18 protein-coding genes are annotated in these 21,926 nt (G+C 60.8%); 5 read left to right on the top strand and 13 right to left on the bottom strand.

The genetic code is table 11. The features are described 5' to 3' along the window. Positions 1-82 precede the first annotated feature (82 nt). From ABWW33_RS27985 to ABWW33_RS27975, 3 genes are all read right to left on the bottom strand, one after another. Positions 83-937, bottom strand: a complete 855-nt coding sequence (locus tag ABWW33_RS27985; protein WP_353404719.1) for an EamA family transporter — start codon at positions 935-937, stop codon at positions 83-85. Position 938: 1 nt separating this feature from the next. Beyond that, the gene (locus ABWW33_RS27980; RefSeq protein WP_353404718.1) at positions 939-4,352 is read right to left on the bottom strand and encodes a DUF748 domain-containing protein; all 3,414 of its coding nucleotides are present in this window, start codon (positions 4,350-4,352) and stop codon (positions 939-941) included. Between the two features lie 69 nt (positions 4,353-4,421). Next, a complete protein-coding gene (locus tag ABWW33_RS27975) occupies positions 4,422-4,910 on the bottom strand; it encodes a hypothetical protein (protein ID WP_176653607.1) in 489 nt (162 codons plus the stop codon). 35 nt (positions 4,911-4,945) lie between these two features. On the opposite strand from ABWW33_RS27975, the gene ABWW33_RS27970 reads away from it, so the two are divergent. Then, complete coding sequence (locus ABWW33_RS27970) at positions 4,946-6,136, top strand: serine hydrolase domain-containing protein (RefSeq protein ID WP_353404717.1); 1,191 nt, start codon at positions 4,946-4,948, stop codon at positions 6,134-6,136. A gap of 57 nt (positions 6,137-6,193) precedes the next feature. Beyond that, positions 6,194-6,565: a hypothetical protein gene (locus ABWW33_RS27965; RefSeq protein WP_353404716.1), complete on the top strand. Its 372-nt coding sequence runs from the start codon at positions 6,194-6,196 to the stop codon at positions 6,563-6,565. A gap of 5 nt (positions 6,566-6,570) precedes the next feature. Here the strand turns inward: ABWW33_RS27965 and ABWW33_RS27960 are convergent, their stop codons facing one another. Then, on the bottom strand, positions 6,571-7,353 hold the full coding sequence (locus tag ABWW33_RS27960) for an alpha/beta hydrolase (RefSeq protein WP_353404714.1): 783 nt from the start codon (positions 7,351-7,353) through the stop codon (positions 6,571-6,573). Between the two features lie 156 nt (positions 7,354-7,509). Between ABWW33_RS27960 and ABWW33_RS27955 the strand changes: the two genes are divergently transcribed. Next, a complete protein-coding gene (locus tag ABWW33_RS27955; RefSeq protein ID WP_353404713.1) occupies positions 7,510-8,148 on the top strand; it encodes a DsbA family protein in 639 nt (212 codons plus the stop codon). Positions 8,149-8,190: 42 nt separating this feature from the next. On the opposite strand, the gene ABWW33_RS27950 is transcribed toward ABWW33_RS27955, so the two are convergent. Beyond that, complete coding sequence (locus tag ABWW33_RS27950; RefSeq protein WP_176653603.1) at positions 8,191-9,657, bottom strand: serine hydrolase domain-containing protein; 1,467 nt, start codon at positions 9,655-9,657, stop codon at positions 8,191-8,193. 167 nt (positions 9,658-9,824) lie between these two features. On the opposite strand from ABWW33_RS27950, the gene ABWW33_RS27945 reads away from it, so the two are divergent. Together ABWW33_RS27945 and ABWW33_RS27940 are read left to right on the top strand one after the other, a co-directional pair. Further along, entirely contained in the window at positions 9,825-10,172 is a 348-nt protein-coding gene (locus ABWW33_RS27945) for a GFA family protein (protein WP_353404712.1), read from the top strand. Between the two features lie 76 nt (positions 10,173-10,248). Then, positions 10,249-10,728 (top strand): DUF1203 domain-containing protein, encoded by a 480-nt coding sequence (locus tag ABWW33_RS27940; RefSeq protein WP_353404710.1) that lies wholly within the window; start codon positions 10,249-10,251, stop codon positions 10,726-10,728. Positions 10,729-11,484: 756 nt separating this feature from the next. Here ABWW33_RS27940 and ABWW33_RS27935 read toward each other — a convergent pair. From ABWW33_RS27935 to ABWW33_RS27900, 8 genes are all read right to left on the bottom strand, one after another. Beyond that, positions 11,485-12,408: an endo alpha-1,4 polygalactosaminidase gene (locus ABWW33_RS27935; protein ID WP_353404708.1), complete on the bottom strand. Its 924-nt coding sequence runs from the start codon at positions 12,406-12,408 to the stop codon at positions 11,485-11,487. Then, entirely contained in the window at positions 12,383-12,616 is a 234-nt protein-coding gene (locus ABWW33_RS27930) for a glycoside hydrolase family 16 protein (protein WP_353404707.1), read from the bottom strand. The genes ABWW33_RS27935 and ABWW33_RS27930 overlap by 26 nt, the downstream gene beginning before the upstream one ends. Before the next feature lie 221 nt (positions 12,617-12,837). Next, the gene (locus ABWW33_RS27925; RefSeq protein WP_353404706.1) at positions 12,838-13,776 is read right to left on the bottom strand and encodes a transporter substrate-binding domain-containing protein; all 939 of its coding nucleotides are present in this window, start codon (positions 13,774-13,776) and stop codon (positions 12,838-12,840) included. Between the two features lie 16 nt (positions 13,777-13,792). Beyond that, a complete protein-coding gene (locus ABWW33_RS27920) occupies positions 13,793-14,056 on the bottom strand; it encodes a hypothetical protein (protein WP_353404705.1) in 264 nt (87 codons plus the stop codon). Between the two features lie 131 nt (positions 14,057-14,187). Then, the gene (locus ABWW33_RS27915; protein WP_353404704.1) at positions 14,188-17,004 is read right to left on the bottom strand and encodes a TonB-dependent receptor; all 2,817 of its coding nucleotides are present in this window, start codon (positions 17,002-17,004) and stop codon (positions 14,188-14,190) included. 542 nt (positions 17,005-17,546) lie between these two features. Further along, positions 17,547-19,637 (bottom strand): glycoside hydrolase family 36 protein, encoded by a 2,091-nt coding sequence (locus ABWW33_RS27910; RefSeq protein WP_353404703.1) that lies wholly within the window; start codon positions 19,635-19,637, stop codon positions 17,547-17,549. 133 nt (positions 19,638-19,770) lie between these two features. Continuing rightward, positions 19,771-20,616, bottom strand: coding sequence for a DeoR/GlpR family DNA-binding transcription regulator (locus ABWW33_RS27905; protein WP_353404702.1), 846 nt, complete (start codon positions 20,614-20,616; stop codon positions 19,771-19,773). 168 nt (positions 20,617-20,784) lie between these two features. Further along, the gene (locus ABWW33_RS27900; protein WP_353404701.1) at positions 20,785-21,909 is read right to left on the bottom strand and encodes an amidohydrolase family protein; all 1,125 of its coding nucleotides are present in this window, start codon (positions 21,907-21,909) and stop codon (positions 20,785-20,787) included. Between the last annotated feature and the right edge of the window lie 17 nt (positions 21,910-21,926).

The following is a 21,926-nucleotide window of genomic DNA, read 5'->3' as shown; positions in this document are numbered from 1 at the left end:
CAAGCATGCTGCCATGAACTGATCACAAATGCAACATGGGGCTATCTGGATGGGGGAAGCTGGATGACGATGGGAGCCGGATTCAGCGCAACGAGGTCAGCGCGGAGGCCACCACGATGCTGGCGATGGCCAGCCATTGCGTCGGCGTCAGGTGTTCGCCCAGCACCGCCATGCCGGCCAGTGCGCTCAGCGCCGGCGCACCGCTGCTGAACATGCTGAAGGTGCGCGACGACAGCGTGCGCATCGACAGCATCTCCAGCGTGTACGGCAAGGCGCTCGACATCACCGCGATCGCCAGTCCGATCAGCATGTACATCGGCGTCAACAATAACGAACCCGCATACCAGGCGCCGACCGGCACGATGAACAGCGACGCCGCCAGCATCGCCCACGCGACCGACTGCCCGCCATGCATGGCCGATACCCGCTTGCCGTAGACGATGTACAAGGCCCAGCACACCGCCGCGCCGGCCGCGTACGCCACGCCAACCGGATTGAGCTGGTCGACATGGCCATGGATCGGCAGCAGGAAATACAGGCCAACGACCGCCAGGCACACCGCCGCGAAATCGCGCGGGCGGCGCGACGACAGCACCGCCACGGTCAGCGGTCCAGCCACCTCGATCGCCACCGCGACACCCAGCGGTATCAAGCTGAAGGAGCGATAGATCAGCAGGTTCATCAGGCCGATGACGCTGCCGTAGATCGCCACGTTGACGCCCTGCCGCCACGTCAGCGGCGTGCGCCACGGACGGAAGATCAGCAGCATCAGCACCGCCGCGATGCCGACGCGATAGGCCACCACGCCTTCGACGCCGATCAGCGGGAACAGGTGCTTGGCGATCGCCGCGCCGAGGTTCAGCGACAGCTGGCTGGCCAGCAGCGCAAACCCGGCCAGCAGCGCGCTGCCGCCGGCATGTTTTTTCTCTTCGATCATCTTATTTTGCCGACAGCCCCAGCTTGAGCGCGACCGGCTTGCCGGCCCCTGCGTCGGTCTTTTCCGGTGCGGCGGCGTGGGCGGCGGCGGAGTCGACACCCTCCTCCTTCAACGCGGCCAGGATCGCGGCGGCGCGCCTGGAGCCCAGCTGCGGCAAGGCGTCCGCCGGCAGCGGCTGGTTTTGCTCCAGGCGTTCCTGCAGCTTGCCGTAGAAGGCGCTGGCGTCCGCCACCTGCGGTTCGCCCTGCACCATCTTGCCCAAGCGCTGCAGCACCGGCAGTTTCTGCTGGGCGCCCGCATCGGCGGCGCCGGCGCTTTCAGCGGCCTTCTTCTGCTTGTCCAACTCGGCGGCGCCGAAGCGCTCGGCGTACAGGTCGCGCAAGGCGCCGCGCACCTTGCGCTGGCCGAGATCCAGCGGGCCGGGCTGCTCGCCCGGCGCCAGCTTGATCTCGGCACGCGTGACGATGGCGCGGCGCACGGCCTGCTCGCGCAAGGCAGCGCCATCGGCGGCCTCGCTGTACTGGCCGGGCACCGACAGTTTCAGCTGGCTTTTCTTCGCCAGGATCTGTGCCACTTGCTTGAGCTTTTCACGCTCCGGCGGCAGCACGGTGTCGCTGCCGGCGTCGAAGTCGATCGATTCCAGCTTGTCGCCGCTGACACCGAACAGATTGCCCAACGCGCGGAACGGCGATGTGACGATCTTGCTCATGATGTTGCCGATCGCCTTCCACACCACGGAGCCGTAGCTGAATTGTGGATCGTTCATATTGCCCGACACGGGCACGCCGAGGTCGATGCGGCCGTTGCTGTCCTTCAGAATCGCCAGCGCCAGCTCCAGCGGCAGCTTGAGCGCGTCCGGACTGTCGATGCGCTCGCCCAAGGTCAGGTTGTCGAGCACGATCTGGTTGTTGCCTTCCAGCTGACTGTTGCGCACCTTGTATTGCAGGTCCAGCGAGATCTTGCCCTGCGCGATCTTGTAGCCGGCGAACTTCATGCTGTAGGGCGAGGCCGACACCATGTCGACGTTCTTGAACACGACGTTGACGTCGGTGTTGTCGGCCGGGACGAACGGGTTCAACTGGCCGCGTATCCGGGCCAGGCCGAACTCGTCGACCCGTCCGTCCAGTTCGATCTGGCTGCGCGCATCGCGCTTGGATGACAGGCCGGTGATCACGCCGCCCAGCTCATAAATCTTGGCGCTGAACTGGGGACGCAAGCTGAGATCGGTGAAGTCCAGCTTGGCGTTCTGGAAGCGCAGGCGGCGCACGCGCACCGGGAACGGTTCGCTGCTTGCCGCGGCGGCCGGCTTGGCCTCCGGCGCCGGCGCCGGCGCCGCGCCCTCCTGCTTCACCAGCAGGCGCGAGGCGTTGAAGCTGCGGTCGTTCTCGATGATCAGCGTCGCATCCGGTTCCACCACGCGCAGCTCGGCGACATCCAGCAGATCCGGCGCCAGGCTGAACGCCAGCTTGTCGGCACGCACCAGTTTCCAGTGCGCGAAGCGGTCGTTGTCTTCCTCGTTCAGCGTCAGGCTGGCGACTTCGAGCGAGCCGTCGTAGCGCATCTTCGGATCGGTCTTGCCGCCGGCGCCCGTATGCAGGCGCCCCTCGCCGGAAATGTTGCCGTCGGCGATCTTCAGCTTCAGGTATTTGGACAGCAGAGGCTGCACCGGCGCGATCGCCAGCTTGCTCAGCTTCAGGTCGGTATCGACGGCGCCGGTGGCTGGCACGAGCTTGCCTTTGGCGGTCAGCTGCCCGCCTTCGCGCAGGCCCACATTGCCATGGAACGCCAGCGGCTTTTTCAGGTCGGTGCTGGCATCGGTCAGCGTCAGGTTGAAGTCTTGCAGGTTGGCCTTGATGCCGCTGCTGGCATCGTCATAGCGGGCGCCGAATTTGGTCAGCTCGACGCTCTTGATGCTGGCCGCCCAGGGCGATTCGGCCTTGGCGGGAGCCGGCGCGGGTGCAGCCGCCTTCGCGGATGAAGCCGCGCCCGAACCCGGCAAGCGGCTCAGGAAGATGAACTGTCCTTTCTTGTCGCGCGACAGGTCGAGCTGGCCGCCGTCGGCGTACCAGCGCCCGAACGTGGCGCGATGTCCGGCCAGGTCGATCGCGCCGTCGTCAAAGCCCAACTGCGTCAGCTTGAACGGCGTCATCGAGCCGCTGGTCAGCGCCAGGTTGTCGACCGAGAACGCGGCATCGGCGATGTTCAGCTTGAGAACGTCGGCGGCCGTTTCGGTTTGCAGCTGCAGGCGCAGCTTCAACTTGTCGGCATTGAATTTCAGCGCCGGGCTGACGGTTTCGTCGATGCCGGCCAGCGCGATGTCGTCCAGCGCGATCTGCTTGAGCTGCACCTTCCAGACCGGCGACGGCTCCGGCTTGGCCGCCGTTGGCGCCGCCGCTGGTGCCGGCGCTGGCTTCGCCGGCACCATCAAGCCCGCCACATCCAGTTCGCCCTTCGCATCGCGGCGCAAGGCCAGCGCGCCGCCATTCACATGCAGGCCGCCGACGACTACGCTGCGCTTCAGCAGATCCACGCCGACGTCGCTGACATCGAACAGCTTCAGCTTCACGAACGCCTCGGCGGCGCCGTCGCGCCTGATCACCAGGTCGTTCAGCGCCAGGCCGGCGCCGGCCAAGCTTGCGTCCAGCTTGCCGTCCTTGTAGGAAAACTTGTACGGCAGCTTGGCCGACAAGCGTCCATCCGCCACCACCACCCGCATGAACGATTTCAGATAAGTCGACACGCCCGGCAAGGCCACATTCTCCAGCGACAGCAAACCGCTGCCGCCGATAGGATTCAGCGCGGCCGTGCCTTTCCAGCGCAGCTTGCCGCCCAGCCCGGCATCGGCGCTCAGCGTGTAGTCGCCGTTTTCGTCCGGCAGCGTGCTCAGGTTGTTGAGCGCGAAGGCGATCGGCGCGTAGGTGTCGCTGTAGCCGGCGTGGCGGTCGTGCATATCGACCTTGCCCTGCTCCAGCGCGAAATGCTCGACGATCAGGCGCGGCATGCCGGAGTCGTTGTCGTCTTTCTTGCGTTTTTCCAGCGTCGCCATGAACTCGGCGATATTGAACTTGCCGTCCGGGGCGATGGCCAGCTGCACGGTCGGCGCGACCACGCGGATGTCGGCAAAGCTCCACGCGCGGCGCAGCACGGAGCGCCACTGCATCTCCACCTCCAGCCCGCCCACGCCGAACAGCGGCGCGCCGTTGGCCTCGGTCAGATGGAAGTCGCGGGCGACGAAGCGCAAGGTGAAAGGATTGAAGCTGACTTCACCGATGGTAGCCTTGCGCTCGAGTTCAGTCTCAACAAACTTTGGAAGCTGGCTCTTGATCACCTGCGGCAGCAACCATCCGCCTGCCAGCGCGTACACGCCCACGGCGCCCGCCACGCCTATGCCCCACCGCTTCCATCGTTTGTTCATTGCCCGCAAAACTTTTCCCCTGAAGATTTAATATTCCACAGGCAACAGTATAGCAAGCCCTTGCAGAGCTCAATTGAAGAGTGAGCAGTACTGCGTGTTGCTTTCGATATTCTGGCCCGGCGTGCCATCGGCGGCGATCACCTTGATCCAGCCGTCCGGCTTGGATGGCTTCGGCTTCTTGCCGCAATTGGTGTGCACCCAATGGATGCCGACGCCGCCATGCGTGTACAGCTGGCCGCAGGCTTCCACCCGGTCGTTGACGCGGATGCCGCTCAGCGAACCCGGCACGGTCTTCTGGTTAGGTTCGAAGCCGCTGGCAAAGACGTTGTCGATGGCGACGTCGTATTCCTTGCCATCCTGGTCGGCTTTCATGCGAATATGCGTGTGCGACAGCTCCACGCCCTTGCGGAACTGCCCGTGAGAGAACTTCGGCGCCTTGACCACCGTGCCGGTACGATAGACGCCGGCGGCGGCGCTGCACATCGCCGCTTCATCGGCGTGGGCGGCCTGCGCGGCGAACGCGGCCATCAGCAAACAACTGAGTAAAATCTGTTTCATGCAAGCTCCTTAACTGTTCGGTTCAATCATCTTACATGATCTCTATTTTTCGCTCCGTGACCTTGGCCGCGCTGCTGGTGGGCTGCGCCGCCGCTCCTCAACGCGGTCCGACCGTCGATGCCGAAATACAGCGTCTGATGACGGCGGCCAAAGTGCCCGGCTTGGCGCTGGCGGTCATCGACCACGGCCAGGTGGTCTACAGCCAGGCCTACGGTTACGCCGACGTGGCGGCCGCAAAGCCGCTGCGCACGGACACCATCATGTACGGCGCCTCGCTGACCAAGGCCGCCTTCGCCTACATGGTGATGCAGCTGGTCGATGAAAACGTGCTGTCGCTCGATGCGGCGCTGCCGGCCCTGCTGAAAAAACCGCTGCCCGACTATCCCGCGTTTGCCGACCTGAAGGACGATCCGCGCTGGCAACAGCTGACGCCGCGCATGCTGCTGTCCCACACCAGCGGCCTGCTGAACTGGCGCTTCATCAACGACAACGGCAAGCTCGATTTCAAATATCCGCCCGGCAGCCGCTACGTGTATTCGGGCGAAGGCTTGCAGATCCTGCAGATCGTGGTCGAGGAGCGTACCGGCACGCCGCTGCAAACCCTGATGCGGCAGCGCGTGTTCGAGCGCTTCGGCATGCGCGACACCAGCATGGTATGGCGCGACGATTTCGCCGGCCGCGAGACCACGCACTACAGCCGCGACGGCACGGTCATCGCGCACAAGCGCCGCAGCGGCGCCCGCGCCGCCGGATCGATGGACACCACGCTCAACGACTACGCCAGCTTCATGGCCGGCGTGCTGCGCGGCGACGGCTTGTCGGCCAAGGCGCGCGCGGAAATGCTGTCGCCGCAATTGGCGATCGTCTCGCCGCAGCAGTTCCCGTCGCACTGGCCGGGCGAGACCACGGTCAATCGCGGCATAGCGCTGTCGATAGGATTGGGCTGGCCGCTGTACAACTCGCCGCTGGGGCCGGCGTTCTTCAAGGAAGGCAACGACGACGGCACCAATAACTTCGCGCTCGGCTTCGTCCGGCCGCAGAGCGGCATCGTCATGCTGAGCAACAGCTCCAACGCAGAACGCATGTTTTTCCCCGCGGTTGAACATGTGTTCGGCAAGACTTGCCTGCCGTGGTTCTGGATGAGCTACATTCCCTACGACCGGCCCGAACTGGCGAGGTCGGGAGCACGCGAACATCCGGTCGTCAGCGCGGGCTGCGAAGGCTAAGGTTCCCCGGGAATCTGCCGTTAATTACAGGTATATTCCCAGCAGGAACTTTTCATCATGAGCGCCACCACCACGGCCATTCCCGCCTACCGGCCATCGGCATCAACCGAAACCACCACGGTGCGTTCGGCCATCATCAAGCAGATCGCGGTGCTGCAGAAACAGGAGGCCAAGCTGGGCGAGGAACTGGCCAAGCTGACCGGCAATCTGAGCACCGGCCAGATCCAGCAAAAGATCGCGCTGATGCAGCAGATCCAATCGATCGAAGACCAGATCAGCGCGCTGCAAACCGCGCTGCTGCAAAAGGAAGCCGATCGTCAGGTCACCGTGACCAGCGCAAGCAACAAAGCGCCGGCGAAAGAAAGCGCCGCAGCCGAGCCGCAGAAAGAGACCGACACCATCGGCACCGTGATCGACACCGTCGCCTGACGCGCTCAGTTCACCGGATTTTTCATCCAGTCCGCCATCAGGTCCACCACTTCTTTTTCCTGGCCGATGAAGCCGTGGTAGTGCATGGCTTCGCAAGGGTCGCCGCTCGGATTGGCCCCACCGGTGACCATCACCAGTTTCTTGACCGGCGCGTTTTTCAAACCCTTCATGATCCAGTCCACTTCGTGCGGCTGGGTAATCACACAGGCATCGCTGGCGTGGTGCACCACCAGCACCGGCAGCTTGAGCGCCGCCAGGTTCTGCGTCGGTACCGCGCCTTGCTTCTTGAACGCGACCACGCTGGAAGTCAACACCAGGCCGGCGATGCCCGCATCCTGCGTACTGCCGATCGCCACATAGGTGGCCGAGATGGTGCCGCGGCTGGTGCCCACCAGCCAGACCGGCGCCGGACTCTTGCTGCGTACAAAATCCAGCGCGGCGCGCACGTCGGCAAGATGTTTTTCGTTGACGCGGTCGCTGTAATCCAGCGCCGGCGTATCGCTGGGCAGGCCGAAGATGGCGACATTAAAGCCGTCCGCCAGGAACAGCGCCACGCTGCGCGCGAGGAAGTTGCGGCTGGTAGGCTTGCCATCGACCACTTTGCCGTAGCCGCCATTGCCGCCGGTGAACAGGAACACGGTGGCCTTGGCGCCCTCCTGCGCTTCCCAGTAGACGCTGGTTTCAACGCCCGGACGGGTTTGCACCTTGAAAGTCTGCCCTTCCGCCTGCACCGCAACGCTGCAGACCGCCAGCACGCATCCCACCACCGAACGGACCCAAGCCATCATCGCGCCTCCGAGAAAAATTGTAAAAATAACACATCAATTAATTACATGGTGTATCTATTAATTTTCCGTTTAGTGGATTTATCAACCTATGCGACATAAGTATAGTGTTTCATCGCTGGCGATTTGGCGCCAGCTCAACGATGAAAGATGAGAACGATGAAACTGATCTATGTTGCCGACCCCATGTGCTCCTGGTGCTACGGCTTTGGCAAGGAAATGACGGCGCTGATGGCGGCGCATCCGGAACTGCCGCTGGAAATCATCGTCGGCGGCGTGCGCGCCGGCGCGACCGATGTGCTCGACAACGCGGGCAAGCAGTTCCGTCTCGGCCACTGGGAGCGGGTGGAACAGAACAGCGGCCTGCCGTTCAACCGTGTAGCCTTCCTCGCGCTGGAGAACTTCGTCTACGATACGGAGCCGATCTGCCGTGCCGTCGTCACGGCGCGCCGGCTCGCGCCCGAGGCGGATTTGCTGGCCGTGTTCCGCGCGCTGCAGCGGGCTTTTTATGTCGACGGACGCGACACCACGGACGGCAGTGTGCTGGCCGGCGCCGGCGCCGCCGCGCTGACGGCGGCAGGACATGCGGTGCAGGATGAGCGGTTCTATAGCGAATGGAATTCCGCCGAAGTAGTGGCCGAGACCGCTGCCGATTTTGCCAGGGCACGGGCCTTGGGTGTACGCAGTTTCCCGGCGCTGCTGCTGGAAACGGACAAGGGAATCTTCCCGGTCAGTCCGGGATATGCCCCTTACCGCGACGTCGAACAGCAGTTGGCCACACTGCTGACCCAGCATTGACCGGCGCTGGCACGGGGGCCTCCGTCCCTGCATGGCTGAAACCTATTGCGGTTTTTCTGGATTAAGCGCTCGCAAGCGCTCGGTAGCATGGCTATTCTGGGCATTGAGTGCCAGCGAACGATTGTAGTTCTGTACGGCCAAGTCATGCTCGCTCGCGGCCTCATATGCCTCGCCCAGACTATCGTACACATTGAAACTGTCCGGATACAGCCGTGTTGCCAGGCGCAGCACCGCTATCGCTTGCGCCTTCTTCCCCACGCTCAGCAAGCCATAACCCCAACTGTTCAAGTCATCTTCCGACGGCTGGGCGATGCCCAGCTGCTTTTTGAGCTGCGCCAGTGTTTCGTCCAGATTTTCAAACCCGCTCTTTTGCGTCTGTTCGCGCAAGCGATAGGCGGCATAGCCGCCGCTGACACTTCTCAATCCGGGTAAAAAATAGCTGGCGACGATATCGATCATTTGCTCAGGTGCGGCGCCGGCAAGGTTGGTTAGTATGACGACCGCCAGATCATTTTCCGGATAAACATAGAACGCGGACCGCATGCCGCCGATGCCGGCTCTCGCCCGATACGCGTTGTCGCGGATAGCGGGCCAACCCAAGGACCATGGGCCGGCCTTGCCGTCGTTGAAGTGACCGCGCTGCCACATCTGCGTCAAGCCTGCGGACGACACCAGCGTACCTTTTTGAAGCGCAATAATCCATCGGGCCAGGTCTTCCGCCGTGCTGTTGATCCCGGCCCCGGTCCTCAAAAATGCGGGAAACTCGTCGGCCACCTGCTTCAGCGTCTTGCCGTCCGCATCGAATCTGTACGACGGCGCCTTGTCCGGAATAACGTCAAACATGTCGCCGAATCCGGTTTGCCGCATGCCCACCGCATCGAATTGCCGGGTCTGTATGAACCGCGTGAAGGGCTGGCCGCTCAGTTGATCGATGATTTTGCCGAGCAGCAGATAATTGGTCTGGTTGTAGCTATACCGTTCTCCAGGCGCGAAATCCATCGGCATGGTCTGCACCTGCCGCCATGCCGCGTCCGGACCGCCGCCAGTTGCCAGCCGCGAAGTCTGCTGGCTGATGATGTCGGGAAGGCCCGACGTATGATTCAGCAATTGGGTGATCGTCACCGCCTGCCAAGGCACCGGCAAGTCGCTGAGATACCGCGACACCGGCGCCGCCAGGTCCAGCTTCCCTTGCTCCACCAATTGCATGATCGCGACACCGGTAAAGGATTTAGTCGCGGAGTTGATGGAGAAAACACTGCGCGAGGTCACCGGTATGGAATGAGGCAATTCCGCCAAGCCGAAAGACTTCAGCATGACGATCTTGCCGCCTTTAACCACGGCAAGCTGCAAGCCCGGTATGCGCCGCTCGCGCATTTGTCCTTGCAGGTAGCGGCTGACTTGATCCTCTAGCGACTGCCCCGTCTCGGCAGCTCCGGCGGCGGCGGCCCCTCCCAGCGATGCGATAACGAAAACCGCAACACTCAAGAAGCCTTGTATCATTCTTTTCATGGAAATCCTCTTTCGCCTATGACATTTTTGTCAGCGTCGACGCGAGTGTAAATTAAGTAGAACAAAATATCTACTTAAACATCGAACAGCAGTTGAGCGGATGCTTTCTTCGCTAAGACTGCCGTTTCGTTATCGCCGGTCTCGATCGTTTTCTTCAGGAGAGTGATATGAAATACCAGGGAAGCTGCCACTGCGGTAATGTGAAGTTCGAGGCCGAAGGCGAGATCGCTTCGGCTATGTCGTGCAACTGCTCGATGTGCCAGCGCAAGGGTTCGCTGATGTGGTTCATTCCGCGCGACGCCATGCATTTGCTGACGCCGGAGGAAAACGCCAGCACCTACCTGTTCAACAAGCACCTGATCAAGCACCGCTTCTGCCCGGTCTGCGGCACGGCGCCGTACAGCGAAGGCACAGCGCCGAACGGCGACGCCATGGCCGCGATCAATATTCGCTGCATCGATGGTATCGACCTGGAGGCCATCCCGGTCCACCACTACGACGGCCGCTCGCTGTAAATAGAAAGCAAAAAACGGGAAGCCTTCGTCGGGTGGTCCTCTGATAATCGGTCATCGATTATCAGAGGACAAACACATGAGCAGCATCGCCTACACCGTTCAACCGTTATCGGCGGAATTCTCGTCGCGCGTCCGCAAGCAGGGCTTGGACGATCAGCAGCAAGCTGTGGAATACCATATCGCACAAGGAGGAGAGCCCTGCCGCGACGTGCTGCGCCGGGCCATGCCAGGTGAACGCCTGATATTGGTCAGCCACAGCCCCTTCCACCGCGCCGGTCCGTATCGCGAATATGGGCCTGTGTTCATGCTGGCGGACTCCGAAGCGCCGCCGGTGTTGACGGCGTTGCCCATCACGGGAGAGATGCCCTATCTCGGCCAACAGTTTGTGTTGCGCGCCTACTCGGTGGACGAACGCATCGTCGATGCCGCTGTGGTTACGGCAACGGATGCCGAAGCACAGCTGCAGGTTTTTCTGGCGCGGGAAGATGTGAGTGCAGTCTTCGTACGCTTTGCTGCCTACGGATGTTATGCCTGCCGTGTAGTCAGGGACAATTGATCGGCTAGCGGCCGACCGGGACGGACTTTCGCGCCGATAGCTAATATTTGAAGATTACCCGCGTGACAGGTCTATGGCAAATACGCGTACTGCAAGTGCTGACACTGGGCGATAAGGTGTGGTTCTTGGCTTATCTGCGGAACGTAAAAATGGTAAGGAACGCGCGCCTTCGGCGCGCGAGGCTGGGCGCAAAGCGCCCAGCAGTTGGACGATTCGGAGCGGGATGGCCCTGCAGGGCCATGCCCTTCGAATCTCACACTCCGCCAAGAAATAAATAAACCGCCAGATGGCGGTTTATTTTGTTTCTTGGCGGAAGCGGTGTCCGTAGGACTCTCCTATGGGAATTGGCTTAATTCTTGACTCTACCCCCGCTTTTACCCCCGTCGCCTTGTCCGCACGAGCCGAAATATTGAAACGGCTCTACAAGCCGCTGTGGCGCCATAGCACTCAGCAAGTTACAGGTGTTAAGAGCTCAAAACGCCCTTACCGATTTGGTGATCAGTATTAGTCAATCCGAAAGAAGGTTGGCTCAGAATACGAGGTGATTAGTAGGCGCGATCAGGCTTGGTGCCGCTCCGAGATGAATTATTGTTGCGCGGTATTGGGGGCAAGGCCGCGGGTAGTCGGGTCGCAGGGCCTTCTTGCGTGTGCCGGGCAGCGACTCCCTGGCACTCTGAAATGATTGACGAGATGGCACGTTTTCAATATCCAGTCAAATTGCATGTAGAGAAGTCGCGAGCCGTACATAGCATCGTGTCAAGGTTCGCAACTGTAGCGGAAGCTGTCGTCCAATGCGCGTGGCAACACTAGCGTATGGAATTGGCGTGCGCTTGCGTCGGCGCACAACGTGGCGCGTGCCGTAGGATTGCTGCTGTAGGACGCAGCATATTCCGCATTGAACACTGGCTTGCCGTTAGCGATGAAAACCTGATAGCCATCGCATTCGGCATATTCATGGCACTGTTCGTTGACGGCGAAATCGAAATCGCCGACAAGGTCGCTTAATTGTCCGGTATCGTTTTTCAATGCGACGGTCAATCCTCGATTGTGGGCTTCGCTTGCCAGGAAGCGGTTGTAATCGAGTTGCGTAGCGGCGGTAAGGGGGAAGCCACTGTTGTTCGCATAGCCGTCCACATTGTCCGGCTCGACGCCATTACACCCCTTGGTAACCGCCAGATCTAACCGTATCTGCATGATCCGCCGCACATTGGCGGAGCGCGCGTCGAGCCAACGTTCCCCCGCCCATCCGCTCAAGGCATTGCCCATGTCGGATGCCTGGAAACTGGAAAAATCGGAGCGCCAGTCCTCCGAGCTGCCAGCAGAAAAATAGCAGACTACCTTTCTTCCGCTGGCTCGTAATGCCTGGATGGTGGCAACCGGTGTGTCGAACAGGTCGATGTCATATACCGCTACTGCATAGGAAGTATTAGCCGTTCCTTTCAACTGCCACTGCCAGGTATTGGTCAGAGCTGGCTTCCAGTAGGACGATGGCAAGGTTGAAGAGGTAGCGGTGCTCGTGTTACCAGCACTTGTATTGCTGTTGTTGACGTTATTGGTGGCTGTGCCTCCACCACCGCATCCGGATATGGATGCCGACAGCAGGATCGCCGATGTGAACACGGCCGATCGTTTGCCAAGGGCTGCATATTGATCATCAGAGTTTCTGATAAACGCGAACATAATCGACCTCCATCTGTACAGGAAAAATGCTGTTGTCCACCGTGCCACCCATATCGCTGCCGATCGCCAAGTTCAGCAACAGGTATTGCGGATTGTCGAAGGGCCAACTTGCGCTCCGACTGACATTTTCGCCGCTTCCGCCACCGCCGCCGCAAGAGAACAGGCTGAAGATGCCTATCGACAGCAGGAATCGAACACGTGGTCGCATCTATTTATCCCCGGGAACAACGGGGCCAATTGTTGCATAGCTCGCTTACAGCAAGCTTGCTTGGCGAAACCGGCACCGCCATCGCTCCGCGCGGACGCAGCGCCACTGCAAGCAACGCGAACCAGGACCGTCGCCAATTGACATGCTCGCTTGAGCCCTGATGCGGACAGGGAAAAATGGGGCGCCACAGCAGCAAGGGCCCGTCTACTGTCGTGCCTGACTCATTGCCGGCCAGGTCCGCACTGCCGGTCGTTGCACTGCGGGCCGGATCGCGCGGGCGCCGGCGATACAATTCCGGCGTCTCCTGACGAATGCCTGGTACGCGCATCGACGCGATCTTTACCCTGCATGCGCAGATAACTGCCGTCGCCGGCCAGCTTCTCTATCACTTTCAGAACTGTCTTTCCATCATCGGAAGTTCGGAGCTTGTGTGTAAGAAACATCCCTGCCGCAACCGAATCTAACCCCTTCAGCTCGGAGAATTCCAGCTGGTCCAATAGCGCCATTTTTTCTGCGGCGTCTAAAAAGTTCGAGCTTGGAATTAATACGGCATGCATTCTTCCGGCAACAAGCTTACGCGCAAGCATGTCCGGATCATTGTCTTTCCACGCCCGCTTATTCAGCATCAGACGTTCGATCAACAAATCGTAACTCGGCCCGTAGTGGTAGCCGCGCACGGTATCGAGCGTCACTGAGCTGTCGATCAGTTCCTCCACAGAGCGCAACTTGATTCCAAGCGCACGCAGCGAGATCAGCATCGGCTTAACAAAATGGGTCTGGACAAATTCACCCGACCCGAGGTCGACGTCGAAACGCGTCACGGACGGGATGACATCCACGTCCCCCGAGCGGAACATGGCAAACGCGCGGGCACGCGAGACGACAAGATACTTAAAGCGGCATCCCGACCCGTGCGCGACCGCGTCGAGAAAATCGCGCGTGGTGCCGCTAATCTCGCCGGTCGGCGATATGGTCACATCGCGCCCAATCGGGCTCACCGCCACCCGGATGGCACGGACGCACCCGGTCAATTGCGTTGCTGGCGCAGCGTGAACCGGTGCGTGCGTCATTGCGATGCCGATCGCGAGAAGCGGCACACGGCACGCAGATGCGAAGACCGTCAGGCGACTACTACCCGCCTCGCTCTCAAGAATATCCATCGCTGCCACCTCACCTTCAAGCGCGCATCAACTGCAACGCCGCGACCGTCGTGGCCGATACGACTTGCGGCTCCAGAACGGCCGCGTCGTATTTTGCGAACAAGGGCTTGTTGATATTTCCCTCGGCGGTGTAATTCACCAAATAATTGCGTATTCCCGCCCAATCTCCTGTCGATGCAGGAACCGTCTGCGCGTTCACGCAGGCCGAAACACTACCATTTAAAACCAAAAGCAGTAAAGCTGCCACATTTCGGCTGTTACTCCATCTATGCAATTTCATGATCACCTCAAGAAAAGTCGGTTTGATTTTTTACTTCGAACAAGGGGGCGCCCCAGCATCGCCAGCGGCCGCCCCACAAAATAAATCGGCTCATTTTCAGAACCGGGTGCTATCGGGCATGGCCCGTGTCTCTAGAACTTCGCGCTCAGCCCGGCGACATATGTGCGGCCCCAGGTTTCAAAGCCATATATTGCATCCGGGCGTCCCAGTGCAGACCGCGTTACCGCATTCGACAGATTTTTTCCTTCAACGAAGACGGTCATGTTCTTCGCGAATTCATACGAGGCCGACGCGGTCACCCACAGGACCGGCGCAACCACGTTGGGGAAGCCCGCGACTGCATTGGACGTCTGCGTATAGCGGCCCGTATAGTCGAAGGAAATCTGGGCATTGATGCCGCGCGCCTCGTAAAGAAGGGCAAGCGACGACGCTGCCGGCGCCACGCCTTCCAGCTGGCCCGTATAGATCCCTTTCGAATAGGCCTTGGTGTTGGTTTTCGTGAACTTGGCATTGACGCCGAAACCGTTGGCGAAGAAGTGCTGCACCCCGAGTTCCAGTCCCATGACCTTGGCGTTGTCGCCGTTGACCGGGTGGGTCACCGAGTACAAGTAGCCAGGGACGCCGATGTCGACATTCGCATCGGTTTGGTAAGTGATGAAATTCTTAACCTGCTTTGCGAACAGGGCTGCCGAGAGCATCGATTTTGGCTGGAAATACCACTCGACCGACAGATCCTGCTGGACTGCTTCGGTCGGCTTCAACTTCGGGTCGCCCGTCACGCTGATTTCGTACCTCCGGGTCAGCGTATTGTCCGTTTGTGTCGGCGCCAGCTTGTCCAGCGATGGACGTGCCATCACCTTTGCGACCGCTACGCGCACCGCCAGATTCGGCTCCACCATATAGGTCAGGTTGGCCGACGGCAGCAGCTTGGTGTAGGAACCGTCTTCAGACACGGGAGAAGCGGCGCTGTACGTCACAGTCGGGCTGCTGGTGGCGACGTCTGGGGTCGGATCGACGATCGACACGATGCGATTGATCGCGCTCTTGGACGTGGTCGCGGTATGCACCAAGCGCGCACCGACGTTGCCCGACCATTTATCTCCCGAAAGGTCGAACTGCGCATAAGCAGACGAGGTCTTCTCCGTCACGTCATAGGATTGGATCGGATCGAGAACCGGCTGCGACTTGCTGGAATCGAAGATCTTTCCCGTAGGCAGACCATCGGCGCCGAGCTTCGGCTTGCCGTCGAGCCCCTTGAGGCCGGCGAAATAGGCCGGCACATCGAATTTGATGAACGTGGTCGGGAAATTTCCACCGGCGTCACGCATATAATTCGGGACCGTCATGGCACTGACGACATTCGCCCCCATCGACGCGAATGTGGTGCCGTACATGCCGCAATACTGGCACGAACCACCCGTCTGATCGTTGCCGATGAAGTTGCGCACCTTCGCACGCGACGTGCCGTTGAGACCGAAATTCAAGCCGTCCACATGCCAATCGCCGCTCAGCGCCAGGCGCCCTTCAAGCGATGCGCCGGAGATCTTATCCTTGACGTTGGTGCCGGACAGCCCGGCATAGTGCGGACCATAATCGGCATTGCCCAACTGACCGGCCGCCAGCGCGGTGGCCAGATCGCGCCCATCGGCCAACTGCACCCGGATATCCGGCAATGCGTTGTTGTTTGCGCTCCAGAAGCCGGTATTGTGGCCGGCGATGCCGGCGACGACGAAGGAATCCTTGCCACCCGAATTGCGGACCGACGTCGAACGGTACACATCGCCGACCAGTCGGAGATCGTTCGTCACGCGCCAGTCGCCCTTCCACCCGACCTGCTTGGTGTCCACGACCCGATCGGCCGTGATATTGGCCACTTCCGGAATCAAATCCTTCACCGTCATCTTCGTGACCAGGTGATCATGGATGACGACATCGGACCAGCGACCGGCAGTGCTCTTAACGTAGTAAGCCTGGTTGTAGCCGACTTGCGGCGAGTCGAGACGGGTGGCCACGAAATCGGCCGCCATCTTGAAGTTACTCGACGGCTTCCACTCGAACACGCCTGAAATCGCTGCACGCTCTTTTTTCTCGAACACGGAACCGAACGCAATGCAGCACGACGCCAGCAAATGACTCTCGTCCGGACCGATCGTGCCGTCGCCATTGGCGTCGAAGCTGCCGGGTGAATTCGCATCGAATGCGTTGTAACTCATCGAGTCAGTGCGCACTTCCCTGTTCGAATAGACGGCGCCCAGCATCACGCCCATCGTATTGTCGGCGAAGGTCTTGCTAAATACGCCAGAGAGCTTCTTGCCGTTCTTGCGCGACAGATCGTTGTGATCGCCCTCGACCCGAACCGAGCCGTGCATGCCGGGGAAATCCAGCGGCCGCGCCGAGCGCAGGTTGACTGAACCGCCAATGCTGCCCTCGATCTGGGATGCCTGCGCCGACTTCATCACGTCGGCACCGGAAATTACTTCCGACGGCAAGACGTCGAACGCGAAATCGCGGCCGTCGCCGTCGGTGGCGAGGATGCGATTGTTCAAGGTAACGATGTTGTAACCGGATCCGAGTCCGCGCACGTTGATGTACTGGCCCTCGCCACCCTTGGTGCGGGAAATCGAAATGCCGGAAATGTGCGCGAGAGAGTCGGCAACGTTGTCATCCGGAAAACGGCCCAACTCTGTGGCAGAGATCGAATCCTGGATGATCGCAGAATTGCGCTTCAAGTCGAGCGACTTGGCCAGCGCGGCCCGGGTGCCGGACACGTTGACGGTGATCAGCGGCCCTTGGCCGGCCGTTGCCTGTTGGGTCTGGTCGGCATCCGCTTTCCCGGCCACTGACGCGACCGGGACAGCCTCTTGCGCAAACGCGGCACCTAACATGGCCAGCTCGATCGCTACCGCAATGACTGTCTTCTTGAAATGCCTATTGATACTGTGCTTCATGATATCCCCTAATTATTTATTGATGTTTTGGCGCTACTAAGTTCATCATATTTCAGCACTTTCGCAATTGCAAGAAGATTTCGAAATCTTATGTTGTATTTCGATTACTTACGAATTGTGAAAACACGCTCGGCACACAATTGACGTCGCCCGGTGCCGGCATCGCCCAGCGGAGACAGGCGACCCCGTACCGCACCGCCAAATTGAAACAGAGGCGGACTTTCGTTAAATCGAAAAACGAAACGGAGACGGGGCCCTGGGCGCGCCCTTGCCGCCTGCGGCAGCATTGAAGGTTTGATGGTGCATGGTCAGCAGCGAGCAATGAGGCTACCGGCATGGGGGCACAGCGCACCCGCAGTCTGGCGCGGAAAGCGGCTGAGCGCACGCAAGCCTGCCTGGCGCGGCGGCGGCGCGCCTCGCCAGGCCCATGCCGGTGATTAACTGAAAGTATTGATAATGAAGCTTACATTTTCCTTACGCTACGAAAGTCCTCAGTATCGAAAGCATACGAAAAGCCGGGCGCCGGTCCGGCGAGCAGCCCATCATCGAAGGCGTACCGCCTCGATCAACAGCGCGTGCGCGAACGAAACGACAATCCGGTTCTTTGCCGCACTGACCTGCCCCAGAGCGACGTCGTTGACATAGTCGCGCAGCGCATAGCTTCCCTCTGACAGGCCGCGGATGTCGAGCTGGCCGGACCAATGCGTCGCGAAAAATGCAAAGTACAGCGTGCCGCCCGCTTCGATCACGTGCGCTTCCGGCTTGTCGAAACCGATGTCGTACAGCTCGCCGCGATAGATCCCTTTTGACAGCATCTTGTCGTTATAAATGGCGATCCACTTTCGCCACGCGGCCTCCTTGGCCGGCGTCAGCACGAAATTCCTGCCCGGCTGGGCGTCGGCCGGCCACGTGAATTTGGTCGACAGCACGGCACCGACGCCCAGACTGGAGGCGAAATCGTCGCCATGGTCGCTCAATTCGACATGGTCGCCCGCGTATGGCGCCGATGGCCCCATCAGCGCCTTGATGGTCTTGCCCTTGTGCCGTACCTGCCATGAAGACAATGGATCGGACGCAGGCGCCTGGTTCATATATGGCATGTTGTGGAAGGCGTAAGCGGTACCGCAGGGGCATAGTTCCATCACGGCATGCGGATTGACTTCCAGCGCCGTATCATAGATCGCCTTCCAGAAATCCGACAGCTTCTCCACCGACTCTTCCGGCCGCGCATGGTGATGCGCCGGGTTGTAGCACGGCGCCACGCCGTTCAGATGCTGCCCATCGAGCTTGATGCCTTGATAGCCCCATTCGCCTAGTATCTTGCGCACCATGTCTTTGGTGACGTCAATGGTCTTCGCGTACGCCGGACACAGGTAAAAGCTGTTCCACCACGTGATCATCTGGGGCGCGCCGTCCTTGTCGAGCAGCAGCATGTCCGTGTGATCATGCAACAGGTCGGTGCCGGGCGCGACCGCAAGCGGGGTGAACCACAGGCGCGGCTTCAAGCCCGCATCCTTGACCGACCTGACAAGCGCGCGCATGTCCTCTTCGCCGCGCGGAAACTTCTTGCGGTCGATCTTCCAGTCGCCCTCGCTGGTTTGCCAGCCATCGTCGAGCACGGCCCACTCCAGTCCGATGTCCTTGGCTTTTTGGAGCGTGCCCTCCATCAAGGCTACCGTAAAGTCACGCTCATAGCCCCAGGCGCACCAAATTGGCTGGTACGACTCTGCCGGGATGTCCGGGGCTTGCAGGCCGCGCTCGGCCATCACGCGCCGATAGCGGTCGAGCGCAGCAAAATAGTCGCCCGTATGCAATGCCAGGAAGGTATCGAACGTACTCAGCTGCTCGCCCGGCAGCAGCGTCACGGCCCGCTCGTACTCGACTGCAAGCTCGGCGCCTCCGGCGACCGCGCGCACCGGCAAGGCAACCAGCTTGGGAACGGTCTCGAGATGGCCGACGGCCAGTCCGCATTCCCGATGCCAGACGTCGGCGGCAGGCGTCCCGCCGCCGTAATCGGAAGCATTCATCCCCATGAAATTACGCTGGAAAAATCCCGCTTTCAGCGGCTGCACCCAGTCGCGCCGGTCGGCATGGCTGGCCCCGGAAAACGTCCAGAATGCAGCTTGGCCGTGTCCAGCCGGCTTCAACGTATGCGCACTGTTGGTCCAGGCCTCGACCGCGACCGGCTGCGCCCCCTGGTTCCGATACGCCACCTTCAGGACGGCAAAACCCGGATGGCGCGCGAAGAAACTCAGCTGCACGGTCTTTTCGATGCCGTTGTGCGCCAATCCGGTCAGACGATGACGCACGCCAGGGCCGTGCTGGCCGTCCACGGTGTCGACCGCCTGCCCGCTCAGCGCAAAGTCGAGCAATTGTACGGCGCCGGCCAGGCGCAGCTGCTCGCTTGGTCCGAATCCTGTCACCGCTGCGGGGCGCGCCCCGCGTTTCGAGATCACGCGGCAATGCATGCGCTCGTCGAATTCGAGCGCCATGGCCGCATCGCCGATGCGTGCGACGTGGCGCCCCTGCGGCGCGGCCGGGGCCGCCGCCGCGCCGCCCAGCTGCGCCTCGAGGGCCGTGCCGGCCAACAGTTGGAGCAGCGTGCGGCGCCGAATACCATGCCCATCGTTCATAGCAAATCCTCGTCAAGATGTCATCAAAATAGCGCGCACGCAGGTGCCGCCCTAAAGTAGTACGCACATCACACGCCTGAACCGTCGTCACGGACCATGGCACGCGCAAGGCGGCTGCAGCGTGCAGCCCGGTTCACACGAGCACGACGTCGACCCCGCGTTCACGCAGCGCGGCCACCATGTCCGGATTGGCGCCGGTATCGGTGATGATCTGGTCGATCTGCTCAATCTTGGCGATCATGGACAGGTTGCGCCGCCCGATCTTCGAGCCGTCTCCCACCGCCACCACGCGCCGCGCCACCGCGATCATCTGGCTGTTGAGGCGCGCTTCGAGCAAGTGCGGCGTCATCACGCCGATCTCCGGATCCAGGCCATCGAAGCCGAGGAACAATATATCCGCATGCAATCCCTGCAAAGCGAGCTCGGCCTGCGGGCCGCACAGCGAGTACGAACTGGGCCGCAATACCCCCCCCAGCATGATCAGCGTCACATGCGGTGCGTTGGCGAGCAAGACGGCAATATTCAAGGCATTCGTAATGACGTTGATCGACTGCAATTTCAAGGCCCGAATCTGCTTGGCGATCTCTGCCGTCGTCGACCCCGAATCGAGCACCACCGTCTGCCCTTCGCCGATGAGCTTGACCGCCGCCGCCGCGATGCGCATCTTTTCCGCGCGGTGCAGCGTCTGCTTGATACTTACCGGCATATCTTCTTCTACCCGCTGTGCCAGTGCGCCGCCCCGGGTCCTGACCACGGCCCCGATCTCGGCCAGTGCATTCAGGTCGTTCCGAATCGTCACCAATGAAATATCAAACATCAAGGACAGTTGCTCGACCGTCATCCGCTCGCGTGTTTCCACCAATTCACGGATACGCCGCCGCCGCTCCTCGACCAGCAAATCTTTTTCCTGGCCCGCGATTGCAGGTTGCGTTTCTTCGCTTGCTGAAACTTTCGATGTCGACTTCTCGATTTTCTTCATTCTTGATCTTTCCTCAGGGCGGACGGTTCCGCGCCAATTTCATGAATCCGCTGTCGAATGACAACGGGGACCGCACGACGGTCGCACCGCAAGGATGATACAGGATTGCCCCGGCGGCGCAGCGATTGCGAAAGCAATCTCCATGAAACGAAAGAATCAAAACCGGCGTCAGCGGTCCGGTTTTCGCGCCGCAGCGAGCAGCGCCTTCTGCGGCCCCCATGCCTGCGGATATTGCTTGCGCGCGTTCAGATAGAACAGCTTGTCGACGACCGGCTTGGGCAAGGCCAGACCCTGCACCGGCGCGTCGAGCTCGGATACCGTCATCATCTCGGCGGTATTGAAGTAGCGCCAGTCTTTGAGCCAGACCTTGTGAACCGCGGCCACGAAATCCGCGTCGGCCTGGGCCGCCGATTGCGCCATGTCGGAGCCGTACATGATGCGGTCCTGATACTTGATGAAAAAGCTGCGCACATGCTCACGCGCGCGGTTCGACTGGTATTGCAGCTGCCCGACCCGGGCCGCCAAGTCGACGTTGGCGCCGGGGTTGCGGTCGAGAAAATGGGCCAGAACGTCCACATCCCACTCGAGCGAGGCCAGGTGCACGCCGACGAAGCGCATGCCCGGGTGCTTTGCAAGCATGGCATCGCGCGCCGCCATCTGCTGTTCGTAGCTCGGCATTTCGGGATGCAGATACATATGATATTGCGGGTGCGCACGGAAGTAGTCGCGGTCGTTGTTGACCGTCATCCGGTCCAGCGCAAGCCAGCAGTTCTTGGGCTCGCCCTGATGCCCGAGCAAGGTCTGATGGTGCCGTTCCAGGTAGGCAAACAGCGGGTCGAAGCGTGCGTCGTCGATCATCACCAGCTTGCCGTCGGCGCCCTTGAGCTCCATGCCGATGTTCTTCCACAATTTGATGCCGACCGCGCCATCGGCGAAGGCGGCGTCGACATCGCGCAACATCGTGGCGCGCCAGCCCGGCTGCCCGAAACCCTGAGTCGACACGGTCGCGGCGAAAGCCACGTCTTGTGGGAATGCGTGGTGGAGCGCCGTCGCAACGCGTTGCTGCAGCGCCACGGGCGGAAAATCCCGGTAGTCGACATTGATCGTCAGTACCTTGAACCGGTCCCTGTGTGCCAAGGCCATGAAGGCGCTGGCACCGCTGTGCAGATGCATATGAGCGTCGATTTTTTGAACAGCATAGAAATCCCTCATCGTGTAATTGTCCGCGCCGACAGCATTCAACGGCAGCGCCAGCAGCGAAGCCAGTCCAAGGACGCGCATGGTAAATGTCATAGGTATTCCTGTTCAAA

Origin of the sequence: Duganella hordei, from assembly GCF_040369125.1 — a bacterium.
Taxonomy (GTDB): domain Bacteria; phylum Pseudomonadota; class Gammaproteobacteria; order Burkholderiales; family Burkholderiaceae_D; genus Rugamonas; species Rugamonas hordei.
This window is presented reverse-complemented; position numbering and strand designations above follow the sequence as displayed.

Excerpts from the sequence above, each read along its gene's own strand:
- ABWW33_RS27925 (WP_353404706.1), bottom strand. The coding sequence starts at position 13,776 with ATGGATATTCTTGAGAGCGAGGCGGGTAGTAGTCGCCTGACGGTCTTC.
- ABWW33_RS27965 (WP_353404716.1), top strand. The coding sequence starts at position 6,194 with ATGAGCGCCACCACCACGGCCATTCCCGCCTACCGGCCATCGGCATCA.
- ABWW33_RS27945 (WP_353404712.1), top strand. The coding sequence starts at position 9,825 with ATGAAATACCAGGGAAGCTGCCACTGCGGTAATGTGAAGTTCGAGGCC.
- ABWW33_RS27930 (WP_353404707.1), bottom strand. The coding sequence starts at position 12,616 with ATGCGACCACGTGTTCGATTCCTGCTGTCGATAGGCATCTTCAGCCTG.
- ABWW33_RS27960 (WP_353404714.1), bottom strand. The coding sequence starts at position 7,353 with ATGATGGCTTGGGTCCGTTCGGTGGTGGGATGCGTGCTGGCGGTCTGC.
- ABWW33_RS27920 (WP_353404705.1), bottom strand. The coding sequence starts at position 14,056 with ATGAAATTGCATAGATGGAGTAACAGCCGAAATGTGGCAGCTTTACTG.
- ABWW33_RS27900 (WP_353404701.1), bottom strand. The coding sequence starts at position 21,909 with ATGACATTTACCATGCGCGTCCTTGGACTGGCTTCGCTGCTGGCGCTG.
- ABWW33_RS27935 (WP_353404708.1), bottom strand. The coding sequence starts at position 12,408 with ATGTTCGCGTTTATCAGAAACTCTGATGATCAATATGCAGCCCTTGGC.
- ABWW33_RS27950 (WP_176653603.1), bottom strand. The coding sequence starts at position 9,657 with ATGAAAAGAATGATACAAGGCTTCTTGAGTGTTGCGGTTTTCGTTATC.
- ABWW33_RS27955 (WP_353404713.1), top strand. The coding sequence starts at position 7,510 with ATGAAACTGATCTATGTTGCCGACCCCATGTGCTCCTGGTGCTACGGC.
- ABWW33_RS27910 (WP_353404703.1), bottom strand. The coding sequence starts at position 19,637 with ATGAACGATGGGCATGGTATTCGGCGCCGCACGCTGCTCCAACTGTTG.
- ABWW33_RS27970 (WP_353404717.1), top strand. The coding sequence starts at position 4,946 with ATGATCTCTATTTTTCGCTCCGTGACCTTGGCCGCGCTGCTGGTGGGC.
- ABWW33_RS27980 (WP_353404718.1), bottom strand. The coding sequence starts at position 4,352 with ATGAACAAACGATGGAAGCGGTGGGGCATAGGCGTGGCGGGCGCCGTG.
- ABWW33_RS27940 (WP_353404710.1), top strand. The coding sequence starts at position 10,249 with ATGAGCAGCATCGCCTACACCGTTCAACCGTTATCGGCGGAATTCTCG.
- ABWW33_RS27975 (WP_176653607.1), bottom strand. The coding sequence starts at position 4,910 with ATGAAACAGATTTTACTCAGTTGTTTGCTGATGGCCGCGTTCGCCGCG.
- ABWW33_RS27905 (WP_353404702.1), bottom strand. The coding sequence starts at position 20,616 with ATGAAGAAAATCGAGAAGTCGACATCGAAAGTTTCAGCAAGCGAAGAA.
- ABWW33_RS27915 (WP_353404704.1), bottom strand. The coding sequence starts at position 17,004 with ATGAAGCACAGTATCAATAGGCATTTCAAGAAGACAGTCATTGCGGTA.
- ABWW33_RS27985 (WP_353404719.1), bottom strand. The coding sequence starts at position 937 with ATGATCGAAGAGAAAAAACATGCCGGCGGCAGCGCGCTGCTGGCCGGG.